Source organism: Aquabacterium sp., assembly GCF_036279655.1.
Taxonomy (GTDB): domain Bacteria; phylum Pseudomonadota; class Gammaproteobacteria; order Burkholderiales; family Burkholderiaceae_C; genus Aquabacterium.
The window spans coordinates 1-17975 of the sequence record NZ_DASUIT010000048.1 but is presented as its reverse complement, the minus strand read 5'-3'; the positions used below and the strand labels follow the sequence as shown (position 1 = coordinate 17975).

18 protein-coding genes are annotated in these 17975 nt (G+C 64.5%); 8 read left to right on the top strand and 10 right to left on the bottom strand.

What is annotated here, in order from left to right:
• The 3 genes from sdhD to VFW84_RS05325 form a co-directional block, all read right to left on the bottom strand.
• A complete protein-coding gene (gene sdhD / locus VFW84_RS05335; RefSeq protein WP_329679405.1) occupies nucleotides 1–363 on the bottom strand; it encodes a succinate dehydrogenase, hydrophobic membrane anchor protein in 363 nt (120 codons plus the stop codon).
• 22 nt (nucleotides 364–385) lie between these two features.
• On the bottom strand, nucleotides 386–823 hold the full coding sequence (sdhC, locus tag VFW84_RS05330) for a succinate dehydrogenase, cytochrome b556 subunit (RefSeq protein ID WP_329679404.1): 438 nt from the start codon (nucleotides 821–823) through the stop codon (nucleotides 386–388).
• Nucleotides 824–984: 161 nt separating this feature from the next.
• Nucleotides 985–1755, bottom strand: coding sequence for a GntR family transcriptional regulator (locus VFW84_RS05325; RefSeq protein ID WP_329679430.1), 771 nt, complete (start codon nucleotides 1753–1755; stop codon nucleotides 985–987).
• 241 nt (nucleotides 1756–1996) lie between these two features.
• Between VFW84_RS05325 and VFW84_RS05320 the strand changes: the two genes are divergently transcribed.
• The gene (locus VFW84_RS05320) at nucleotides 1997–2986 is read left to right on the top strand and encodes a malate dehydrogenase (RefSeq protein WP_329679403.1); all 990 of its coding nucleotides are present in this window, start codon (nucleotides 1997–1999) and stop codon (nucleotides 2984–2986) included.
• Nucleotides 2987–3140: 154 nt separating this feature from the next.
• Here VFW84_RS05320 and VFW84_RS05315 read toward each other — a convergent pair whose 3' ends face one another.
• Complete coding sequence (locus VFW84_RS05315; protein WP_329679402.1) at nucleotides 3141–4685, bottom strand: methyl-accepting chemotaxis protein; 1545 nt, start codon at nucleotides 4683–4685, stop codon at nucleotides 3141–3143.
• A gap of 280 nt (nucleotides 4686–4965) precedes the next feature.
• Here VFW84_RS05315 and VFW84_RS05310 point away from each other — a divergent pair, with 280 nt between their 5' ends.
• Nucleotides 4966–5871: a triacylglycerol lipase gene (locus VFW84_RS05310; protein ID WP_329679401.1), complete on the top strand. Its 906-nt coding sequence runs from the start codon at nucleotides 4966–4968 to the stop codon at nucleotides 5869–5871.
• Between the two features lie 53 nt (nucleotides 5872–5924).
• Here VFW84_RS05310 and VFW84_RS05305 read toward each other — a convergent pair whose 3' ends face one another.
• From VFW84_RS05305 to VFW84_RS05295, 3 genes are read right to left on the bottom strand one after another with little or no spacing between them, the layout of a single operon-like run.
• Complete coding sequence (locus VFW84_RS05305) at nucleotides 5925–6152, bottom strand: DUF2798 domain-containing protein (protein WP_329679400.1); 228 nt, start codon at nucleotides 6150–6152, stop codon at nucleotides 5925–5927.
• The gene (locus VFW84_RS05300; RefSeq protein WP_329679399.1) at nucleotides 6149–6721 is read right to left on the bottom strand and encodes a flavodoxin family protein; all 573 of its coding nucleotides are present in this window, start codon (nucleotides 6719–6721) and stop codon (nucleotides 6149–6151) included. Before VFW84_RS05300 ends, VFW84_RS05305 begins: the two co-directional genes overlap by 4 nt.
• A 15-nt stretch (nucleotides 6722–6736) precedes the next feature.
• Nucleotides 6737–7246 carry a DUF2938 domain-containing protein gene (locus VFW84_RS05295; RefSeq protein ID WP_329679398.1) on the bottom strand — a complete coding sequence of 170 codons (510 nt, stop codon included), beginning with the start codon at nucleotides 7244–7246 and terminating at the stop codon, nucleotides 6737–6739.
• Nucleotides 7247–7327: 81 nt separating this feature from the next.
• Here VFW84_RS05295 and VFW84_RS05290 point away from each other — a divergent pair, with 81 nt between their 5' ends.
• The 3 genes from VFW84_RS05290 (at nucleotide 7328) to VFW84_RS05280 (ending at nucleotide 9283) form a co-directional block, all read left to right on the top strand.
• A complete protein-coding gene (locus VFW84_RS05290; RefSeq protein ID WP_329679397.1) occupies nucleotides 7328–7759 on the top strand; it encodes a helix-turn-helix domain-containing protein in 432 nt (143 codons plus the stop codon).
• Between the two features lie 91 nt (nucleotides 7760–7850).
• Nucleotides 7851–8867 carry an HpcH/HpaI aldolase/citrate lyase family protein gene (locus VFW84_RS05285; RefSeq protein ID WP_329679396.1) on the top strand — a complete coding sequence of 339 codons (1017 nt, stop codon included), beginning with the start codon at nucleotides 7851–7853 and terminating at the stop codon, nucleotides 8865–8867.
• Nucleotides 8867–9283 (top strand): hypothetical protein, encoded by a 417-nt coding sequence (locus VFW84_RS05280; RefSeq protein ID WP_329679395.1) that lies wholly within the window; start codon nucleotides 8867–8869, stop codon nucleotides 9281–9283. The genes VFW84_RS05285 and VFW84_RS05280 overlap by 1 nt, the downstream gene beginning before the upstream one ends.
• A gap of 13 nt (nucleotides 9284–9296) precedes the next feature.
• Here the strand turns inward: VFW84_RS05280 and VFW84_RS05275 are convergent, their stop codons facing one another.
• The 3 genes from VFW84_RS05275 to prpR form a co-directional block, all read right to left on the bottom strand.
• A complete protein-coding gene (locus tag VFW84_RS05275) occupies nucleotides 9297–11204 on the bottom strand; it encodes a B12-binding domain-containing radical SAM protein (protein WP_329679394.1) in 1908 nt (635 codons plus the stop codon).
• A gap of 17 nt (nucleotides 11205–11221) precedes the next feature.
• Nucleotides 11222–11884, bottom strand: coding sequence for a dienelactone hydrolase family protein (locus VFW84_RS05270; protein ID WP_329679393.1), 663 nt, complete (start codon nucleotides 11882–11884; stop codon nucleotides 11222–11224).
• 89 nt (nucleotides 11885–11973) lie between these two features.
• Entirely contained in the window at nucleotides 11974–13950 is a 1977-nt protein-coding gene (prpR, locus tag VFW84_RS05265) for a propionate catabolism operon regulatory protein PrpR (RefSeq protein WP_329679392.1), read from the bottom strand.
• 241 nt (nucleotides 13951–14191) lie between these two features.
• Here prpR and prpB point away from each other — a divergent pair, with 241 nt between their 5' ends.
• From prpB to acnA, 3 genes are all read left to right on the top strand, one after another.
• Nucleotides 14192–15076: a methylisocitrate lyase gene (prpB, locus tag VFW84_RS05260; protein WP_329679391.1), complete on the top strand. Its 885-nt coding sequence runs from the start codon at nucleotides 14192–14194 to the stop codon at nucleotides 15074–15076.
• A 37-nt stretch (nucleotides 15077–15113) separates the two neighbouring features.
• Entirely contained in the window at nucleotides 15114–16277 is a 1164-nt protein-coding gene (prpC, locus tag VFW84_RS05255; protein WP_329679390.1) for a bifunctional 2-methylcitrate synthase/citrate synthase, read from the top strand.
• 9 nt (nucleotides 16278–16286) lie between these two features.
• A partial coding sequence (acnA, locus tag VFW84_RS05250) for an aconitate hydratase AcnA (protein WP_329679389.1) occupies nucleotides 16287–17975 on the top strand: 1689 nt, incomplete at its 3' end.

Below are 17975 nucleotides of genomic sequence, written 5' to 3'. Positions count from 1 at the left end.
TTACAGTCTCCACAGCACTTGGATGGCCCAGCCAGCACAACCGGCCAGCCACACGATGGCAAACACGTGCAGGCTCAGGCGGATGCCCACGGGTTTGATGTAGTCCATGAAGATGTCACGGATGCCGACCCACACGTGGTAGAGGATCGAGAGAATGACGACGAAGGTCAGGAACTTCATCCACTGCTGGGAGAAGATGCCGGCCCACTTGTAGTAGCTCACGGGCTCGCCGAAGATGACCTGCACCAGCAGCACGATGGTGAACAGCGCCATCAGACAGGCGGTCACGCGTTGGGCCAGCCAGTCACGCAGGCCATAGTGCGCACCGGTCACGATGCGCTTGGTTCCGTAGTTTTGAGACATGGTGTGATTCCTGCGGTCAGAGTCAGAACAGGCCGAAGAGCTTGGCGCCCAGCACGACGGTCAGGGCGATGCTCAGGCCCAGCGTGATCAGTGCGCTCGAGTGGCCCTGCTCCTTGCTCACGGTGTGCTTGACATCCATGATCAGGTGGCGCACGCCAGCGATGAAGTGGTGCAGGTAGGCCCAGATCAGACCCAGGGCGATCAGCTTGAAGAACCAGCCAGGCACGGCGCCATCGGCACAGCCGGCCTCGAACACCGAGGTGAACTGGTCGTAGGTGATCTCGGAGGTGACGCTGGTGTCAAACATCCAGATGATGAAGGGCAACAGCAGGAACATCACGACGCCGCTGATACGGTGGAGGATCGAGACGATCCCCGCCGGAGGCAGGCGATAGCTGACGATGTCAGTGACGTGGATGTTCCGGTAGACGGGGCGGGGGGTTTTCGCGTTGTCAGCCATGATTTGATGGGCTCTGCCGAGCGTCAAGGAACAGTTACAAAACCGTGAATTTTAGGGCAATCCCTTGCAGAGAGCCGGCGACGGTGTTTCGTCAGCCCCTGGTCACGTCAAGAACAGCTCAAAAACGTGAGGGAATGCAGCGTTGAAGGAGTGGGTGCCAGTCAGTTCAATTCGTTGCGGTAGTGATGCGCCTCCGTTCGGTACAGGCCGCGGCGCAGCTCCACCGGCTGGTCGTCATAGGTGCGCGACAGGCGCTCGACGCTCAGCAGGGGAGACCCCACCTCGACACTCAGCAGGTCAGCCTCGGCCTGGTCAGCCAGGACCGCCCGCAACTTCTCTTCGGCCCGGATCATGCGGACGCCGAATTCCGTCTCGAAAAACCCGTACATCGGGCCTTTGTACTCACTCATGCGCTCTGCGGTGAGCCCCTTGAACAGATGACCTGGCAGCCAGATGTCGTCCAGAACGACAGGCTGCCCGGCGAAATGCAGCACGCGCCGGACCTCGACGACCGTGTCACCGGGCTTGAGGTTGAGGGCTCGTGCGATGTCGGTTGGGGCACGCAGGCGGCGGCAATCGAGCAGCTCCCGCTTGACGGGGCCGACCTTGTCGGGATCGTCCGGCGTGAGGCGCAGAAAACGGTATTGAACACGCTCTTCGGCGTGGGTGGCGACAAAGGTGCCCTTGCCCTGGCGGCGCACGAGGAGATTCTCGGCAGCCAGTTCGTCGATGGCCTTGCGCACCGTGCCCTGGCTGACCTTGAAACGTGCCGCCAGGTCGATCTCGCTGGGGATGGCCTCGCCGGGACGCCATTCTCCGGTCTGCAGGCTGCGCACGATCAGGGCCTTGATCTGCTGATACAAAGGGCTGAACGAGGGGCCCAGAACAACAGCCGCCTCCACCTCGCCACCTGAAACCGAGGCTGATTCCACGGAAACCTGGGATTGGGAGGGCTGGGGCACGGGCGGGAGATCCGGTTGACAAGCAAGGAAGAGCGGGCAGCCCGCATTGCACCACAAAGCAGCCCTTGCCGTCCACAGTCTGATGAAAGATGTCTTATATAAGACATAAGACCATTGACGGAAGCGGACGATGTGCCTAGACTGCGCGCAGCGCTACACTTAAGGGTTGTCTCTAACCCTTCCAACCTCACTTCCTCTTTCGGAGTTGCACATGAGCAAAGCACCCGTTCGCGTCGCCGTCACCGGCGCCGCTGGCCAAATCGGTTACGCCCTGTTGTTCCGCATCGCCTCTGGCGAAATGCTGGGCAAGGACCAGCCCGTGATCCTGCAACTGCTGGAGATCCCTGACGAGAAGGCCCAGAACGCGCTCAAGGGCGTGATCATGGAGCTCGAAGACTGCGCCTTCCCCCTGCTGGCCGGCATCGAAGCCCACTCCGACCCCCTGACCGCCTTCAAGGACACCGACTACGCCCTGCTGGTCGGCGCCCGCCCCCGTGGCCCCGGCATGGAGCGCGCTGATCTGCTGGCCGCCAACGCCCAGATCTTCACGGCTCAAGGCAAGGCCCTGAACGCTGTCGCTTCGCGCAATGTCAAGGTGCTGGTTGTCGGCAACCCCGCCAACACCAACGCTTACATCGCCATGAAGTCGGCTCCGGATCTGCCGGCCAAGAACTTCACCGCCATGCTGCGCCTGGACCACAACCGTGCTGCGTCGCAACTGGCCGCCAAGACCGGCACCAAGGTCGGCGACATCAAGAAGCTGACCGTGTGGGGCAACCACTCGCCCACCATGTACGCCGACTACCGTTTCGCCACCACGAACGGCCAGTCGATCAAGGACATGATCAACGACCAGGTCTGGAACGCGGACACCTTCCTGCCCACCGTGGGCAAGCGCGGTGCTGCCATCATCGCCGCTCGCGGCCTGTCGTCGGCTGCTTCGGCTGCCAACGCTGCCATCGACCACATGCGTGACTGGGCCCTGGGCTCCAACGGCGAATGGGTCACCATGGGCGTGCCTTCGAACGGCGAATACGGCATCCCCGCTGGCATCGTGTTCGGCTTCCCCGTGACCACCACGCCTGACGGCGAGTACAAGATCGTCACCGGTCTGGAAATCGATGCTTTCTCGCAAGAGTGCATCAACAAGACCCTGGCTGAGCTGCAAGGCGAGCAAGACGGCGTCAAGCACCTGCTGTGATCCTTGCTTGAACCCAGCGCCTGACATTGGGCGCTGGGGCCAACAAACAAGCCGACGACCTCAGGGTTCGTCGGCTTTTTTGTTCTTCGCGGACGCTAGATCTTGTGTTTTTACGGTGCAGCGCGCATACGATGCCGCACTCCAAGCGCGGAACTCACTCAACGCGGAACACCGAGACCACGTTGGCCAGACGCGCAGCCTGATCCTTGAGGCTCTGAGCTGCAGCGGCAGACTGCTCGACCAGCGCGGCATTCTGCTGGGTCATGGTGTCCAGGTGGGACACCGCCACATTGACTTGGCCGATGCCGTTGGATTGCTCACTGGAGGCCGAGGTGATCTCGCCGATGATGTCGGCCACCCGCTGCACGGATTCGACGATGGCGGCCATAGACGCACCGGCCTCGCCCACCAGGCCTGCCCCGGCGTCCACGCGCTCGCTGGATTCGCCAATCAAGGTCTTGATCTCCTTGGCGGCATTGGCAGCGCGCTGCGCCAGGGCGCGCACCTCACCTGCCACCACGGCAAAACCGCGCCCTTGTTCACCCGCACGCGCGGCTTCGACGGCCGCATTGAGCGCCAGAATGTTGGTCTGAAAGGCAATGCCGTCGATGACACCGATGATGTCGACGATGCGCTTGGAGCTCTGGGTGATCTCATCCATGGTCGAGATCACCTGAGAGACCACCGCACCACCTTTGGTCGCCGCCTGGGCGGCCCCGGCTGCCAGTTGATTGGCCGTGCTGGCGGCGTCTGCCGTGTGGCGGATGGTGCCGGAGATCTCCTCCATGGTGGAGGCGGTTTCCTGCAGATTGGAGGCGGCGGCTTCGGTGCGGCTGGACAGATCATGGCTGCCCACGGCCACCTCATCACTGGCCATGCGGATGGACTCGGTGGATTGGCGCACATCGCCCACGATCTGGCGCAGGGATTGCTGCATGGCCTCCAGGCTGCGGCACAGATCGGCGACCTCGTCGTGACCACGAACCTCGATGCGCTGCGTGAGGTTACCGCCTGCGATGACCTTGGTGGACTCGACGGCCTGGCTCAGGGGGCCGGTGACCGACCGGGTCATGGTCCAGGCGCAGGCCACACCCAGGATCAGGGAGGCCGCAGCCAGACCCAGCAAGATGGCCTTGGCACGATCCGCCCGCTGATGCATCTGGGTGGCACTGAGATCCGCCTTGTCGCGCTGCGCCTTCTGGTAGGCATTGATGGCCGCGACATAGCGCTCCGCCGCAGGCAGGAGCTGGCTCTTGAGCGCCTCCTTGGCCCCCGGGTCATCCATCTCCAGGAAGGAGAATATGGAGTCGCGGGCCGTGATGTAGGTCTTGCGCTTGGCGGCGATGTCTTCGAACTGGGCTTTTTCGTCCGGGGTGCTCGCGCCGGCCTCCAGCTCCTTCTGGATGGCACTGATCTGGGCCGAGGTCTCCTTGATCAAGGGCGCGAAGTGATCCTTGACGTCCTTGACAGGCCCAGCGTTGGCAATGGCCAGCGTGCGGTTGACATTGAGCATGGTCAGGCTCTCCCATCGGAGCGCCGCCGTGGCCTTGGCCTGCATCTGGTCGGTGGCGTCCACATCCTGCATGGTCTGGGCCAGACGCCACCATCCGACCGCAGCGATCAGGGCCGTCAGCGTCAGCACCAGACCGAAACCCCAGCCCAGGCGCTTGCCCAGGCGGTAATGATTCAAGCTCCACATAGAGATGCCTCTCTCACTCAAGTGCGCTCGACCTCCCGGGAACGCAGCCGGCCTTCGTTGGACGTGATCGGTTCATCAGGCCCAGAACTCCCAAGGTAGCCCGACCTTAGCGGATACCCACCATGGACAGAGGGCCAATGAACGATGCCATCTTGGTGCATTTCTGCTCATTTGGGGGGATTGCGCGTAATCACGGATGGTCCTATTGCGCACATTGACTCACTATTGTTCATGTGCATAACATTATCTTGCTTACATTTTTTACATGATGGAGAAACCCATGAAGCATGCAGTCATCGGCAAGACGCTCCTGGCCCTGGCGGCCTCCGTGCTCGTCGCCGCGCCCTCCGCCCAGGCCGCCACCACCGTGGCCAAGACCAAATACCCGATCGTGCTGGTGCATGGTTTCATGGGCTTTGACGACATCCTGGGGGTGGACTACTTCTACCAGGTGCCCGACGACCTGCGCAAAAATGGCGCCAAGGTCTATGTGGCGGCCGTCTCCCAGGTCAGCAGCAGCGAAGGCCGTGGTGAGCAATTGCTCAAGCAGATGCAGCAATGGGCCGCCAAGGACGGCGTCAAGAAGTTCAACCTGATCGGGCACAGCCAGGGGGGCCCAACCGCCCGTTATGTCGCGGGCGTCGCCCCCGGCCTGGTGGCCAGCATCACCACCGTGGCCAGCCCCTCACGCATGACCGTGCAAGATGGCGACAACGCCATCGCCGACCTGATCAACAACTACAGCTCGCTCACCACCAGCTTCGGCTCCTTCGTGGCCTGGATATCGGGCAACAGCAAGCTGCCTCAGGACATTGAAGGCGCCAAGCTGTTCGCCGATGAGATCAATGCCTTTGCCACGCGATTCCCGGCGGGTGTGCCCTCGACCTACTGCGGCCTGGATGGCAAGGAGTTCGAAGGCGGCATGTACTTCTACTCCATCACGGGCAACAAGGCCAAGACCAATGGCTGGGACATCTCGGACCTGGGCATGGTGGAAGGCCCCACACCCAGCGACGGCGCCATCCCCGTGTGCGCGTCCCACTTCGGCAAGGTGCTGCGCAACGACTACCCCTGGAACCACATCGACGAGATGAACCATGTCTTCGGGTTGATCGGCAAGGGGGCGCCCGACCCGGTGGCCTTCTACCGCACGCAGGCCACACGACTGAAGCTCAAGGGCATCTGATCGGTGCGCAGATGGGCCGCCACCTGGTCGTGTGCGGCCCCAGGCCGTACGCATCACCCGGTTTGGGTCAGCCGCTCAACCAGACGCCGGGTGATGGGAGCCACCACCAGCACAGCGGGAAAGGCGATGGCCCAGGCCGTGAGCCAGGCCCCCAGCCAGATGCCCATGAAGCCATGAACCAGACCAATGGCACGCAAGGTGGAGATGCCTGAGACCAGGAGCGACATCAGACCCGATAGCAGCAGGCCGAAGAGGATGGGGGCGTATTTCTTGGGAATCATGGCGTGACGGGGTGAGCTCGACCGACGATTGAAGCAAAATTCTGGCCGAACAGGTGCGCTGTCTTGGTATCTCCGCTCACAAAGGCGTTGGCGGGCTGGCCGTGCCCGGCCTGTGCCATCAGGCCTGACCACGATCCCAGACGGTTGACGGCCTCATCGACAGGCACGCCTTGGTGCTGCTCTGGCAGGAAGGGATTGCCCACCCACAGCATGCCGTGCTGCATGCCAAACACGAACATCGACATCAAGGTGGACTGTTTGTCACCCGATGGCAACGACGACACGGTGAACCCAGCCGCGAACTTGCCTTGGAGTGCTTGCTGGCGCCACAGGCGACCGGTCGCATCCATGAAGGTCTTGAACGTGCCCGATACGCCGCCCAGGTAGGTGGGCGAGCCCATGATGATCCCGTCGTAATGCGTCAAACGGTCAGGGTCTTGGGCCAGGTCCTCGGCCCGCAACAGGTCCACCTGCGTGGAAGTCACGCTGCGGGCGCCCTCCAGCACGTGGTGCGCGATGTGTTCGGTGTGCCCATGAGCACTGTGATAGACGATGGCAAGCTGTTTCATGTCAGTGTCTCCAGATCAAAGTGGCCAGGGATGGGTGAGTACCGGGCCCACCAGCACAGCCGAGAGGTACAGGCCCAGACCGAAGACGGTGTGATTGGCCAGGTTGCGAAGGCAGTTTTTGAAGGGGGTGGGCGTTTTGCTGGCGGCCCAGCCTGCGCCCATGGCGGGCTGCATCACCAGCCAGGGCAGCAGCACCGTGCACACCCCCACGAGGAGAGCGGCATGGGCCGTGGGACGGGCCATCCAGGCCGGCCCCTGCAGCACCACCAGCACAGCGGCAAATCCGATGCCCACGGCGTAATGTGTGGCCCAGCCCAGGGCCAACTCACCCGGAATGGGCGGCGAGCGCCCGATGGCCTCGTGTCTCAGGCGCCCTCGCAGCAGGTGCCCGACCCAGCGACCGATGATGTCAAAGCCCTGGGTGGGCACCCCCAGGCGCTTGAGCAGCATCAGCCACAGGTCCATGACCGCCGTGGCACCGATACCGATGAGAACAATGAGCACTGTCTGTTGCAGCCATGTCATGAGAAGACTCCTTGTGTTGACCTGTGAGCGAATGAAGTTCACTATAGAAGTTGAAGTCAACTTCAAGTCAAGAGCTTTTTGATGGACATCGCCGAAGTCGCCAAACGCTCAGGGGTGCCCGCCTCTACCCTGCGTTATTACGAGAAGAAGGGGCTGATTGCCTCGGTGGGGCCTGCCGGGGTGCGGCGCCGTTTTGCGCCGGGTGTGCTGGACCAGTTGGCGCTCATTGCCCTGGGCCAGGCGGCCGGGCTGTCGCTGGACGAGATCCAGTCCATGCTGACACCCAGCGGCGGCCACCACATCGACCGGCAACTGCTGTCGGCCAAGGCCGATGACATCGACGCCACGATCAAGCAACTCCGTGCCGTGAGCCGAGGACTGCGACACGCCGCAGCCTGCCCAGCCCCCAGCCATGCCGAGTGCCCGACGTTTCAGGGCTTGCTGAAGGCTGCGGCGTCAGGAGCGCTGGATCGGCAGCGGGTGGGGCGAAAGTTGGGGCCGGCGGGCACCTGACTCCAGGTGGCCACAGGGGTCGCCACACCGCGCCCCCAAACCCCTCAAATTGCGCGAGACTAAGCACATTGCAATGAGCAATCCACCCGCCATGTCCACCCTCACTGCCATCCACCCCCGTCACGCGCTGTTTGGCGCCGAAGCGCCCTCCCCCATGCTGCCGGTTTGCGACCACTACGCTGGTGTCGAGGCGCGCATGCACAAGAGCCTGGCCCTGCAAGCCGAGATGGCCGAAGCCAGCGGGCGGGCCGTGTTCGATGTGACGCTGGACCTGGAAGATGGCGCCCCCGTAGGCGGTGAGCACGAACACGCCCTGCTGGTGGCCGAACTGGTCAACAGCCCGGCCAATGCCTACGGCCGGGTCGGTGTGCGGGTGCATGATCCCCGGCACCCTCGCTTCGAGGACGAGGTCGACACCCTGATCAAGCTGGCCGGCCCCCGGCTGGCTTACCTGATGGTGCCCAAGCTGGCCGACGCGCGCGACACGGCCTGGGCCATCGAGGTGATCAAGACCACCCGGCTGCGCCATGGCGTGGGCCACATCGTGCCCGTGCATGGTCTGATCGAAACCCACAAGGCCCTGCAGCAGGTGGCCGAGATCGCCGCCCTGCCGGGGCTGGAGTCCCTGTCCTTCGGACTGATGGATTTTGTCTCCGAGCACCGGGGCGCCATTCCCGCATCGGCCATGACGGCCCATGGACAGTTCAGCCATCCGCTGGTGCTGCGCGCCAAGCTGGAGTTGTCGGCGGCCTGCCATGCCGCGCGGATCACCCCGTCACACTGCGTGGTCACCGAGTTCAAGGACAAGCGTGCCGTGGGCCAGGCGGCCGAGAAAGCCTCGCGTGAACTGGGCTACACGCGCATGTGGAGCATCCACCCCGACCAGATCGCCGTGATCGTGGACGCCTTCGCGCCGGTCATGGCCGAGGTGGACGACGCCGTCGAGATCCTCAGTGCCGCCCAGGCCGCCCATTGGGCACCCACCTCGCACCGGGGCCAGTTGCACGACCGAGCCAGCTACCGCCATTACTGGCATGTGCTGGAGCGGGCCTGGCTGACAGGCCAGCCCCTGCCCAGCGAGATCGAAGCTGCTTTCTTTGGCGCCTGATGTTCACCCTGCACCTGGCCGGCTCCGAGGTGCGCGCCTTGCGCATGGACGGGGACAGACTGTGCATCGAGTTCTCGGCCGCCTGCGTGGCGCGTGAGGCGGCCGATGTGCAGGCCTCAGGGCAAGATCGGCACGAGATGGGTTACCTCAAGCCCCTGAGCCTGTGGCTCGATGGGGTCCAGTGGCATCCACAGGAGCAGACGGCATCGCTGACAGACTGCTTTGGCGCCGTCGCGCAGGGGCAGGTGCGCATCGATGGACAGGCGATCGCGGCCCTGCGTCTGCCATTGGCAGAGCGGGGTGTGATCGATTTGACCCTGTCCATGCAGGCGCGCGACACTTGGTGCTGCACAGCCCGTCAGTTGCGCTGCGACATCCCCGATGACGCACGCTTCATCGCGTCCATGGCCTGCTGAGCGGGCCAGATGTTCACGTGGACAGCGCCCGCTCGATGAAGCGCCGCGGCACCGTGGACTTGGGTACCTTGATGTGGAACCAACTGCGGATGTCCGACTCCAGCCCGATGCCGTGCATGAAGTTGTAGATGGCCTTCTTGAGCGCCACACCCAGGGCGTCGTGGTCCACACCCGTGGGGTCGATGAAACCGATGTCGTTCTTGGCAAAGCTCACCGGTGGCAGGGGGATGAGCTGGACGCCATAGTCCTGCGGCGCCTGCCCCACCGGTGAATGCACCGTGCAGGCAAAGCGATGAAAGAAGCCGGACTGGATGCACCCTTGCTCGAACAACTGGCGCACGTACTCCAGTGCATCGACCGTGTCCTGCACCGTCTGCGTCGGAAAGCCATACATCAGGTAGGCGTGCACCAGGATGCCCGCGTCGGTGAAGGCGCGTGTCACACGGGCCACCTGCTCGACGGACACACCCTTCTTCATCAGGGTCAAGAGGCGGTCGGAGGCCACCTCCAGCCCGCCGGAGATGGCAATGCAGCCACTGTCGGCCAGCAACTGGCAGAGCTCGGGCGTGAAGGACTTCTCAAAGCGCACATTGCCCCACCAGGAGATGGTGACCCCGCGCCGGATGAGCTCGTGCGCCAGGGCCTTGAGCACCTTGGGGGGCGCAGCCTCGTCCACGAAATGGAAGCCCGTCTGGCCGGTCTCACGCACGATGGCTTCGATGCGGTCCACCAGCAGTTCGGCCGAGGCCGCCTCATAGCGCGAGATGTAGTCCAGGCTGACATCGCAGAAGCTGCATTTCTTCCAGTAGCAGCCATGGGCCACGGTGAGCTTGTTCCAGCGCCCATCCGACCACAGGCGGTTCATGGGGTTGAGCATGTCCAGCAGGGACAGGTAGCGGTCCAGCGGCAGGCCATCCCAGGTGGGAGTGCCCACCTCGCTGAAGGGCACGTCGGGCTCCTGCCAGTTGACGTAAGTGACCTGGCCGGTGTCGGCCTCGCGCACGAAGGCACGCACCAGGCGCTGCCGTGAGCGTCGCCCCTGCACGTGCTCCAGCAAGGCCAGCAAGGGGCGCTCGCCCGCATCCAGGGTGACCACATCCACGTAGTCGAACACGCGCGGCTCGCTCAGCTCGCGCAGCTCGGTGTTGACGAAGCCTCCACCCAAGGCCACGGTGATGTGCGGGTGCTCGGCCTTGATGGCCTGGGCCATGCGGAAGGCCGCATACACCGCCCCCGGAAACGGCACCGACAGCAGCACCAGTTGCGGCTGGTGCCGGTCGATGGCGGCCAGGGTCAGGCGCCGCAGGAGGGTGTCGACCAGATTGAGGGGCTGGGCCAGGGCCTCGGCCAATGGCTCGAAGGTGGGCTGGCTCATGGCCAGCGACTCGGCATAGCGCACGAACTCGAAGCGCGGATCGATGGCATCGCGCAGGACATCGGCCAGCTCGTTGAGGTAGAGCGTGGCCAGGTGGCGGGCGCGGTCCTGCATGCCCAGCGCCCCGAACGCCCATGCCAGAGGGTCGCCCCCCTCCTCGTCCAGATAGACCTCCAGATTGGCAAAACGCGCGCCCTCGGGCAGAAAGTGCCGGGTGCAAATGCGGTGGCCCAGGGTGCTGTCACGCCCTTGCAGAAAGGCGATGGTCGGATCGATCGTGGCCAGGTAGCGCTCGATGTGGTCCATGAAGAAGTTCACGGGGGCGCTGCGCTCGGCCTCGGGCATCTGATCGATGACCTCGCGCACGGACTGCAGGCCCTCGCGCGAGAGCAGGCTCAGCACCAGGGCCAGGGCCAGATCTTCCTGCACGGCGTCGACCCCGCGCGAGCGCAGGAAGCCCGTGAGGTAGGCGGTCGAGGGATAGGGGGTATTGAGCTGCGTCATCGGTGGGATGACGGACAGCACCTTGACGGATGACACGGTCATGGAACGACGCCGACCCTTCAGCGATCCAGGTGCTGGTGCAGGAAGGCCAGCGTGCGCTGCCAGGCCAGGTCGGCGCAGGCTGCGTCGTACACCTCGGGACGGGTCTGGTTGAAGAAGGCGTGATCGGCGTCGTAGTGATGGATCTCGGGCGATTGGCCCGCACCGCGCAAGGCCTGCTCCAGCGCCTGTGCGAGTGCCGGGGTGCACCAGCCATCGCGCTCGGCAAAATGCCCCATGAAGGGCAGTGTGATCAGGGCGGGGTCGGCCAACTCCTTGGGCGGAATGCCGTAGAAGCACACGGCGGCCGACAGGCCGGGCACATGCACCGCCGCCGAGATGGTGAGGGCGCCCCCCATGCAAAAGCCCATCACGGCGATCTTGCCCGCGCCCTGAGCCGCCAGCCAGGCCGCCGCGCCACGCAGGTCCTGCTGGGTCGCGTCGACAAAGTCGAGCCCGTTCATCATGTGGCTGGCCTCGTCGGCCGAGCTGGCCAGACGCCCACGGTACAGATCGGGCGCCAGGGTGCTGATGCCCGACTGCGCCAGGCGGTCGGCGATGGCGCGCATATTGTCGTTAAGGCCCCACCACTCCTGGATCAGGATGAGCGCCGGACGGCCGCTGCCCGCATCCGCAAAGTAGCCCTGCGTGTGCGCGCCATCAGGGCGGGAAAACTCGATCATGTGGCCCATGGGAACTGCCTCGACTGGTCAATCAGCCGGGCAGTCTAGCGCGATCGCTCAAGTTTGGCGACCTGAGCGGCACACTGGCCTCAGTCCACACGCAGCTTGCGCCACAAGGTGGTCCGGCTGATGCCCAGGCGCTCGCTGGCCAGACGCCGGTCGCCGCCACACTGATCGAGCACACGCTGGATCTCGGCCCGCTCGGATTGCTGCTGACGCTCGCGCCAGCGCGTCTCGCCCTCCGGCAGAAGGGTCTGAGGAGCCCCGGCGCCAGACCCGAACAGCTCGGGCGCCATGGTGCGCAACAGGTCCTCGGCCCGGACAGGGTCCCGAGCCTCCTGGGCATCGAGCACATCGCCATAGGCCATGACGCGTTCGATGATGTTTTCCATCTCGCGCACATTGCCTGGCCAGTCGTAGTGCGGCGCCTGACGCACCAGCGCATCGATCAAGGGCATCGAGCGGCTCGCGGGCACCGACAGCCGCGTGCACAGGCGGGCATGCACAGCCCGCGCGATGGCGCCGATGTCGTCCACACGCTCGCGCAGCGGCGGCACGTCGATGCGCAGGATGTTGAGCCGATAAAACAGATCCAGCCGGAACTCACCCCGCTCGACATGGGCACGCAGGTCGCGGTGGGTGGCGGCAATGACCCGCACATTGACGGGTGTGGGCTCGGTGGCCCCCACGCGCAGCACTTCACGCTCTTGCAGCACGCGCAGCAAGCGCGCCTGCAAGGACACGGGCATCTCGCCCACTTCGTCCAGGAACAGCGTGCCGTTGTGCGCCGCCTCGAACAGGCCGATCTTGCCGCCACGGCGTGCGCCGGTGAAGGCGCCCTCCTCGTAGCCAAAGAGCTCGCTCTCCAGCAAGGTCTCGGACACGGCGGCGCAGTTCACTGCCACAAAGGGCATGTCCCGCCGCTCGCTGGCCCTGTGGATGCCCTGGGCGATGAGCTCCTTGCCCGTGCCGCTCTCACCGATCAGCAGCACCGTGGCCGTGCTGCGGGCGCAGCTCAGGGCCATCTGGCGCACACGCTCGACCGCCGCGCCCGTGCCCAGGAACTGCCCCAGCTCGTAGCGCTGCGCCAGCGCCTGTGGCTTGATGCGCGTGCGGATGTGCCGGTCCACCCGCTGGATAGAGATCGGATCCTGACAGCTGAGCACCGCGCCCGTCAGCACGCCCTGCTCGATGATGGGCATGCGGCTGACGATCAGGGCCTTGCCCCGCACGCGCTCGATCTTCTCCAGCTCCTGGGTGGCCAGGCGCAGCGTGCCTTGCAGGCTCAGGTCCGGGCAGACGTCGCTCAGAACCCTGCCCAGCCACTGCCCCGGCGTCACGCCCAGCCACTGGGCCATGGCCGGGTTGAGGGTCTGGATGCGCTCTTGCTGGTCCACCGCGATCACGCCATCGCTGAGCTGGGCCAGGATGGTGTTGAGACGCTCGCGCTTGGCCAGCTCGATGCGCGACGCACGGGCCACCTCGACGGCGTCCTCCAGGGCGTCGCGCACGGCATCCATCGAGTAGAGGAAGACCCCCGTCAGTCCCAGTTCGTCGGCCAGATCGGCCACCAGGCCGGTGCCCACCACCACCTCGACCCCCAGGTGCTGGAGTTCGCGCAGGCAGGCACGGGCATCGTCTTCGGTTTCATAGCTGCGCTGCACCACGCCCAGCTCGAACACCTCGCCAAACGGCGCCAGATCCGGCGCCATGCCCTGGTAGGTGACCAGCCCCACATGCGAGGACAAGCGCTTGGCGCGCGCCAGCGCCTGCATCAGGTCGAAGCCGCCCACCTTGACCAGCACCACCGGCATGTCCAGATGCTGGCGCAGATAGGCGCCGTTGGAGCCCGCCGCCACCACCACGTCGATGGCGCGACGGGCCTGCATCTCGCGGATGCGCGCCACCGCCTGCTCGAAGCCCATGTCCAGCACATCGACCGAGGCCTTGCTGGCCAGACCCGGGGCCAGCTCCTGCAGCATCTTGTTGATGCGCTTGAAGCCGACCGCCACGATCTGCGGCGGCCCGGACCGGGGGGGGAGCACAGAGTTCAGTGGAGAGGACATGCCGGATCAATCCATTTCACAAACGAAACCATGTTTCATACGTGATTCTATTTTGTTTCACATTGGAAACAAAGCAATCCAGCCCTCACGCCGATCACCGCGGAGCCAGGCACCTTTCCCCTTGCGAATCAAGCACTTGCTGCAGCGCATCAACAAATCGCTCAATCACTGGCACACTGGCACACCCGTTGCGATGACACATGCAGTACTTCGTTCGACCCTGAACCGCTGGAGATCTGACATGGCCACCTTGACCGCAGGCGCGCGTTTTCGCCAAGCCCTGAGAGAAGAATCCCCCCTTCAAATCATCGGCGCCATCAACGCCAACCACGCCTTGCTGGCCAGGCGTGCCGGCTTCAAGGCCATCTACCTCTCTGGTGGCGGCGTGGCCGCAGGCTCGCTGGGCCTGCCCGACCTGGGCATCAACACCCTGGACGATGTACTGACGGACACCCGCCGCATCACCGATGTGTGCGACACGCCTCTGCTGGTCGACATCGACACTGGCTTTGGCCCCAGCGCCTTCAACATCGAGCGCACCATCAAGAGCCTGATCAAGGCCGGTGCAGCCGCCTGCCACATCGAAGACCAGGTGGGCGCCAAACGCTGTGGTCACCGCCCCGGCAAGGAAATCGTCACCACCGAAGAAATGGTGGACCGCGTCAAGGCCGCCGCCGACGCCAAGACGGATCCGGACTTCTTCCTGATCGCCCGCACGGACGCCATCCAGGTGCATGGTGTGGACGCTGCCATCGAGCGCGCTTGTCGGTGCGTCGAAGCGGGCGCCGACGGCATCTTCGCCGAGGCCGCCTACGACCTGCCCACTTACGAGAAATTCGTCGCCGCCGTGAAGGTGCCCGTGTTGGCCAACATCACCGAATTCGGCAAGACCCCGCTGTTCTCGGTCGACGATCTGCGCCCCACCGGCGTGGGCATGGTGCTCTACCCCTTGAGCGCCTTCCGCGCCATGAACAAGGCCGCCGAGGCTGTTTACACTGCGGTCCGTCGCGACGGCCACCAGCGCAACGTGATCGACCTCATGCAGACCCGCGAAGAGCTGTACGACCGCATCGGCTACCACGAGTTCGAACAAAAGCTCGATGCCCTGTTCGCCGCCAAGAAATAACCCCTGCCTGCCCAACCTTCATCAGGAGACTCACACCATGAGCGCTACCCCCGAAACAACCACCCCTGGTTTCAAGCCCAAGAAGTCCGTGGCCCTGTCCGGCACGGCGGCAGGCAACACCGCACTGTGCACCGTCGGTCGCACCGGCAATGACCTGGCCTACCGTGGCTACGACATCCTGGACGTGGCCACCACCTGCGAATTCGAAGAAATCGCCCACCTGCTGGTGCACGGCAAGCTGCCCACCGTGGCCGAACTGGCGGGCTACAAGGCCAAGCTCAAGGCCCTGCGCGGCCTGCCCGCCGGCCTCAAGACCGCCCTGGAGCAACTGCCTCCGTCGGCCCACCCCATGGACGTGATGCGCACGGGCGTGTCCGTGCTGGGCTGCCTCTCGCCCGAGAAAGACGACCACAACCACCCCGGCGCCCGCGACATCGCCGACAAGCTGATGGCCTCGCTGGGCTCGATGCTGCTGTACTGGTACCACTACAGCCACAACGGCAAGCGCATCGACGTGGAGACCGATGACGACTCCATCGGTGGCCACTTCCTGCACCTGCTGCACGGCGAGAAGCCCCGTGACAGCTGGGTGCGCGCCATGCACACCTCGCTGATCCTGTACGCCGAGCACGAGTTCAATGCCTCGACCTTCACCTCGCGCGTGGTGGCCGGCACGGGCTCGGACATGTTCTCTGCCATCACCGGCGGCATCGGTGCCCTGCGTGGACCCAAGCACGGTGGCGCCAACGAAGTGGCCTTCGAGATCCAGAAGCGCTACGACACCCCCGATGATGCCGAGGCCGACATCCGTGCCCGCGTCGAACGCAAGGAAGTGGTGATCGGCTTCGGCCACCCCGTCTACACCGTGAGCGACCCCCGCAATGTGGTCATCAAGAAAGTGGCGGAAGATCTGTCCAAGGAACAGAACAACATGAAGATGTACGACATCGCCGAACGCCTGGAATCGGTGATGTGGGAGATCAAGAAGATGTTCCCCAACCTGGACTGGTTCTCTGCTGTGAGCTACCACATGATGGGCGTGCCCACCGCCATGTTCACGCCTCTGTTCGTGATCGCCCGCACCAGCGGCTGGTCCGCTCACGTGATCGAGCAGCGCATCGACGGCAAGATCATCCGTCCTTCGGCCAACTACGTCGGCCCCGAGGACCAGAAGTTCGTGCCCATCTCGGATCGCAAGTAATCGCACGCCATGAACACGAATTTCCGCAAGAACCTGCCCGGCACCTCGCTGGACTACTTCGACACCCAAGCCGCCGTTGAAGCGATCCAGCCAGGTGCCTGGGCCACCCTGCCCTACACCTCGCGTGTGCACGCCGAGAACATCGTGCGCAAGGCTGATCCGGCGATCATCAACGACTGCCTGACCCAGTTGATCGAGCGCAAGCGCGAGCGCGACTTCCCCTGGTTCCCGGCCCGCGTGGCCTGTCACGACATCCTGGGGCAGACCGCTCTGGTGGACCTGGCGGGCCTGCGTGACGCCATTGCCAAGGAAGGGGGCGATCCCGCCAAGGTGAACCCCGTGGTGCCCGTGCAGTTGATCGTGGACCACTCGCTGGCTGTGGAGTGCGGCGGCTTTGACCCCGACGCGTTCCAAAAGAACCGCGACATCGAGGAGCGCCGCAACGAAGACCGTTTCCACTTCATCGAGTGGACCAAGAACGCCTTCGCCAATGTGGACGTGATCCCCGCGGGCAACGGCATCATGCACCAGATCAATCTGGAGAAGATGTCGCCCGTGATCCATGCGGACAACGGTGTGGCCTACCCCGACACCTGTGTCGGTACCGACTCGCACACCCCGCACGTGGACGCACTGGGCGTGATCGCCATCGGCGTGGGCGGTCTGGAGGCCGAAAACGTGATGCTGGGCCGCGCCTCGTGGATGCGCCTGCCTGAAATCGTCGGCGTCAAACTGACGGGTGAACGCCAACCAGGCATCACCGCCACCGACGTGGTGCTGGCACTGACCGAGTTCCTGCGCAAGTCCAAGGTCGTGGGCGCCTACCTGGAGTTCCATGGCGAAGGTGCGTCCAAGCTGACCATTGGCGACCGCGCCACCATCTCGAACATGGCCCCCGAATACGGCGCGACTGCCGCCATGTTCAGCATCGACCAGCAGACACTGGACTACCTGACGCTGACGGGCCGCGATGCAGCCCAAGTCAAGCTGGTCGAGACCTATGCCAAGACCGCCGGCCTCTGGTCGGATTCACTCAAGGACGCCGTGTACGAGCGCGACCTGACGTTCGACCTGTCCACCGTCGTGCGCAACATGGCCGGCCCCTCGAACCCGCACGCCCGTGTGGCCACGTCTGACCTGGCTGCCAAGGGCATCGCCGGCCAGTGGGCCATGCCCGCCGCCGGTGAAGGCACCATGCCCGATGGCGCCGTCATCATCGCCGCCATCACCTCCTGCACCAACACCTCCAACCCGCGCAACGTGATCGCGGCCGCACTGCTGGCCCGCAACGCCAACAAGCTGGGCCTGACCCGCAAGCCCTGGGTGAAGTCCTCGCTGGCCCCTGGCTCGAAGGCGGTGGAGCTGTACCTCAAGGAAGCCAATCTGCTGGGTGACCTGGAAAAGCTGGGCTTCGGCATCGTGGCCTTTGCCTGCACCACCTGCAACGGCATGTCGGGCGCGCTGGACCCCAAAATCCAGCAAGAGATCATCGACCGCGACCTGTACGCCACCGCCGTGCTGTCGGGCAACCGCAACTTCGACGGCCGCATCCACCCCTATGCCAAGCAGGCCTTCCTGGCTTCGCCCCCGCTGGTGGTGGCCTACGCCATTGCCGGCACCGTGCGCTTCGACATCGAAAACGACGTGCTGACCGTGGTGGACGGCAAAGAGATCCGCCTGAAGGACATCTGGCCTTCG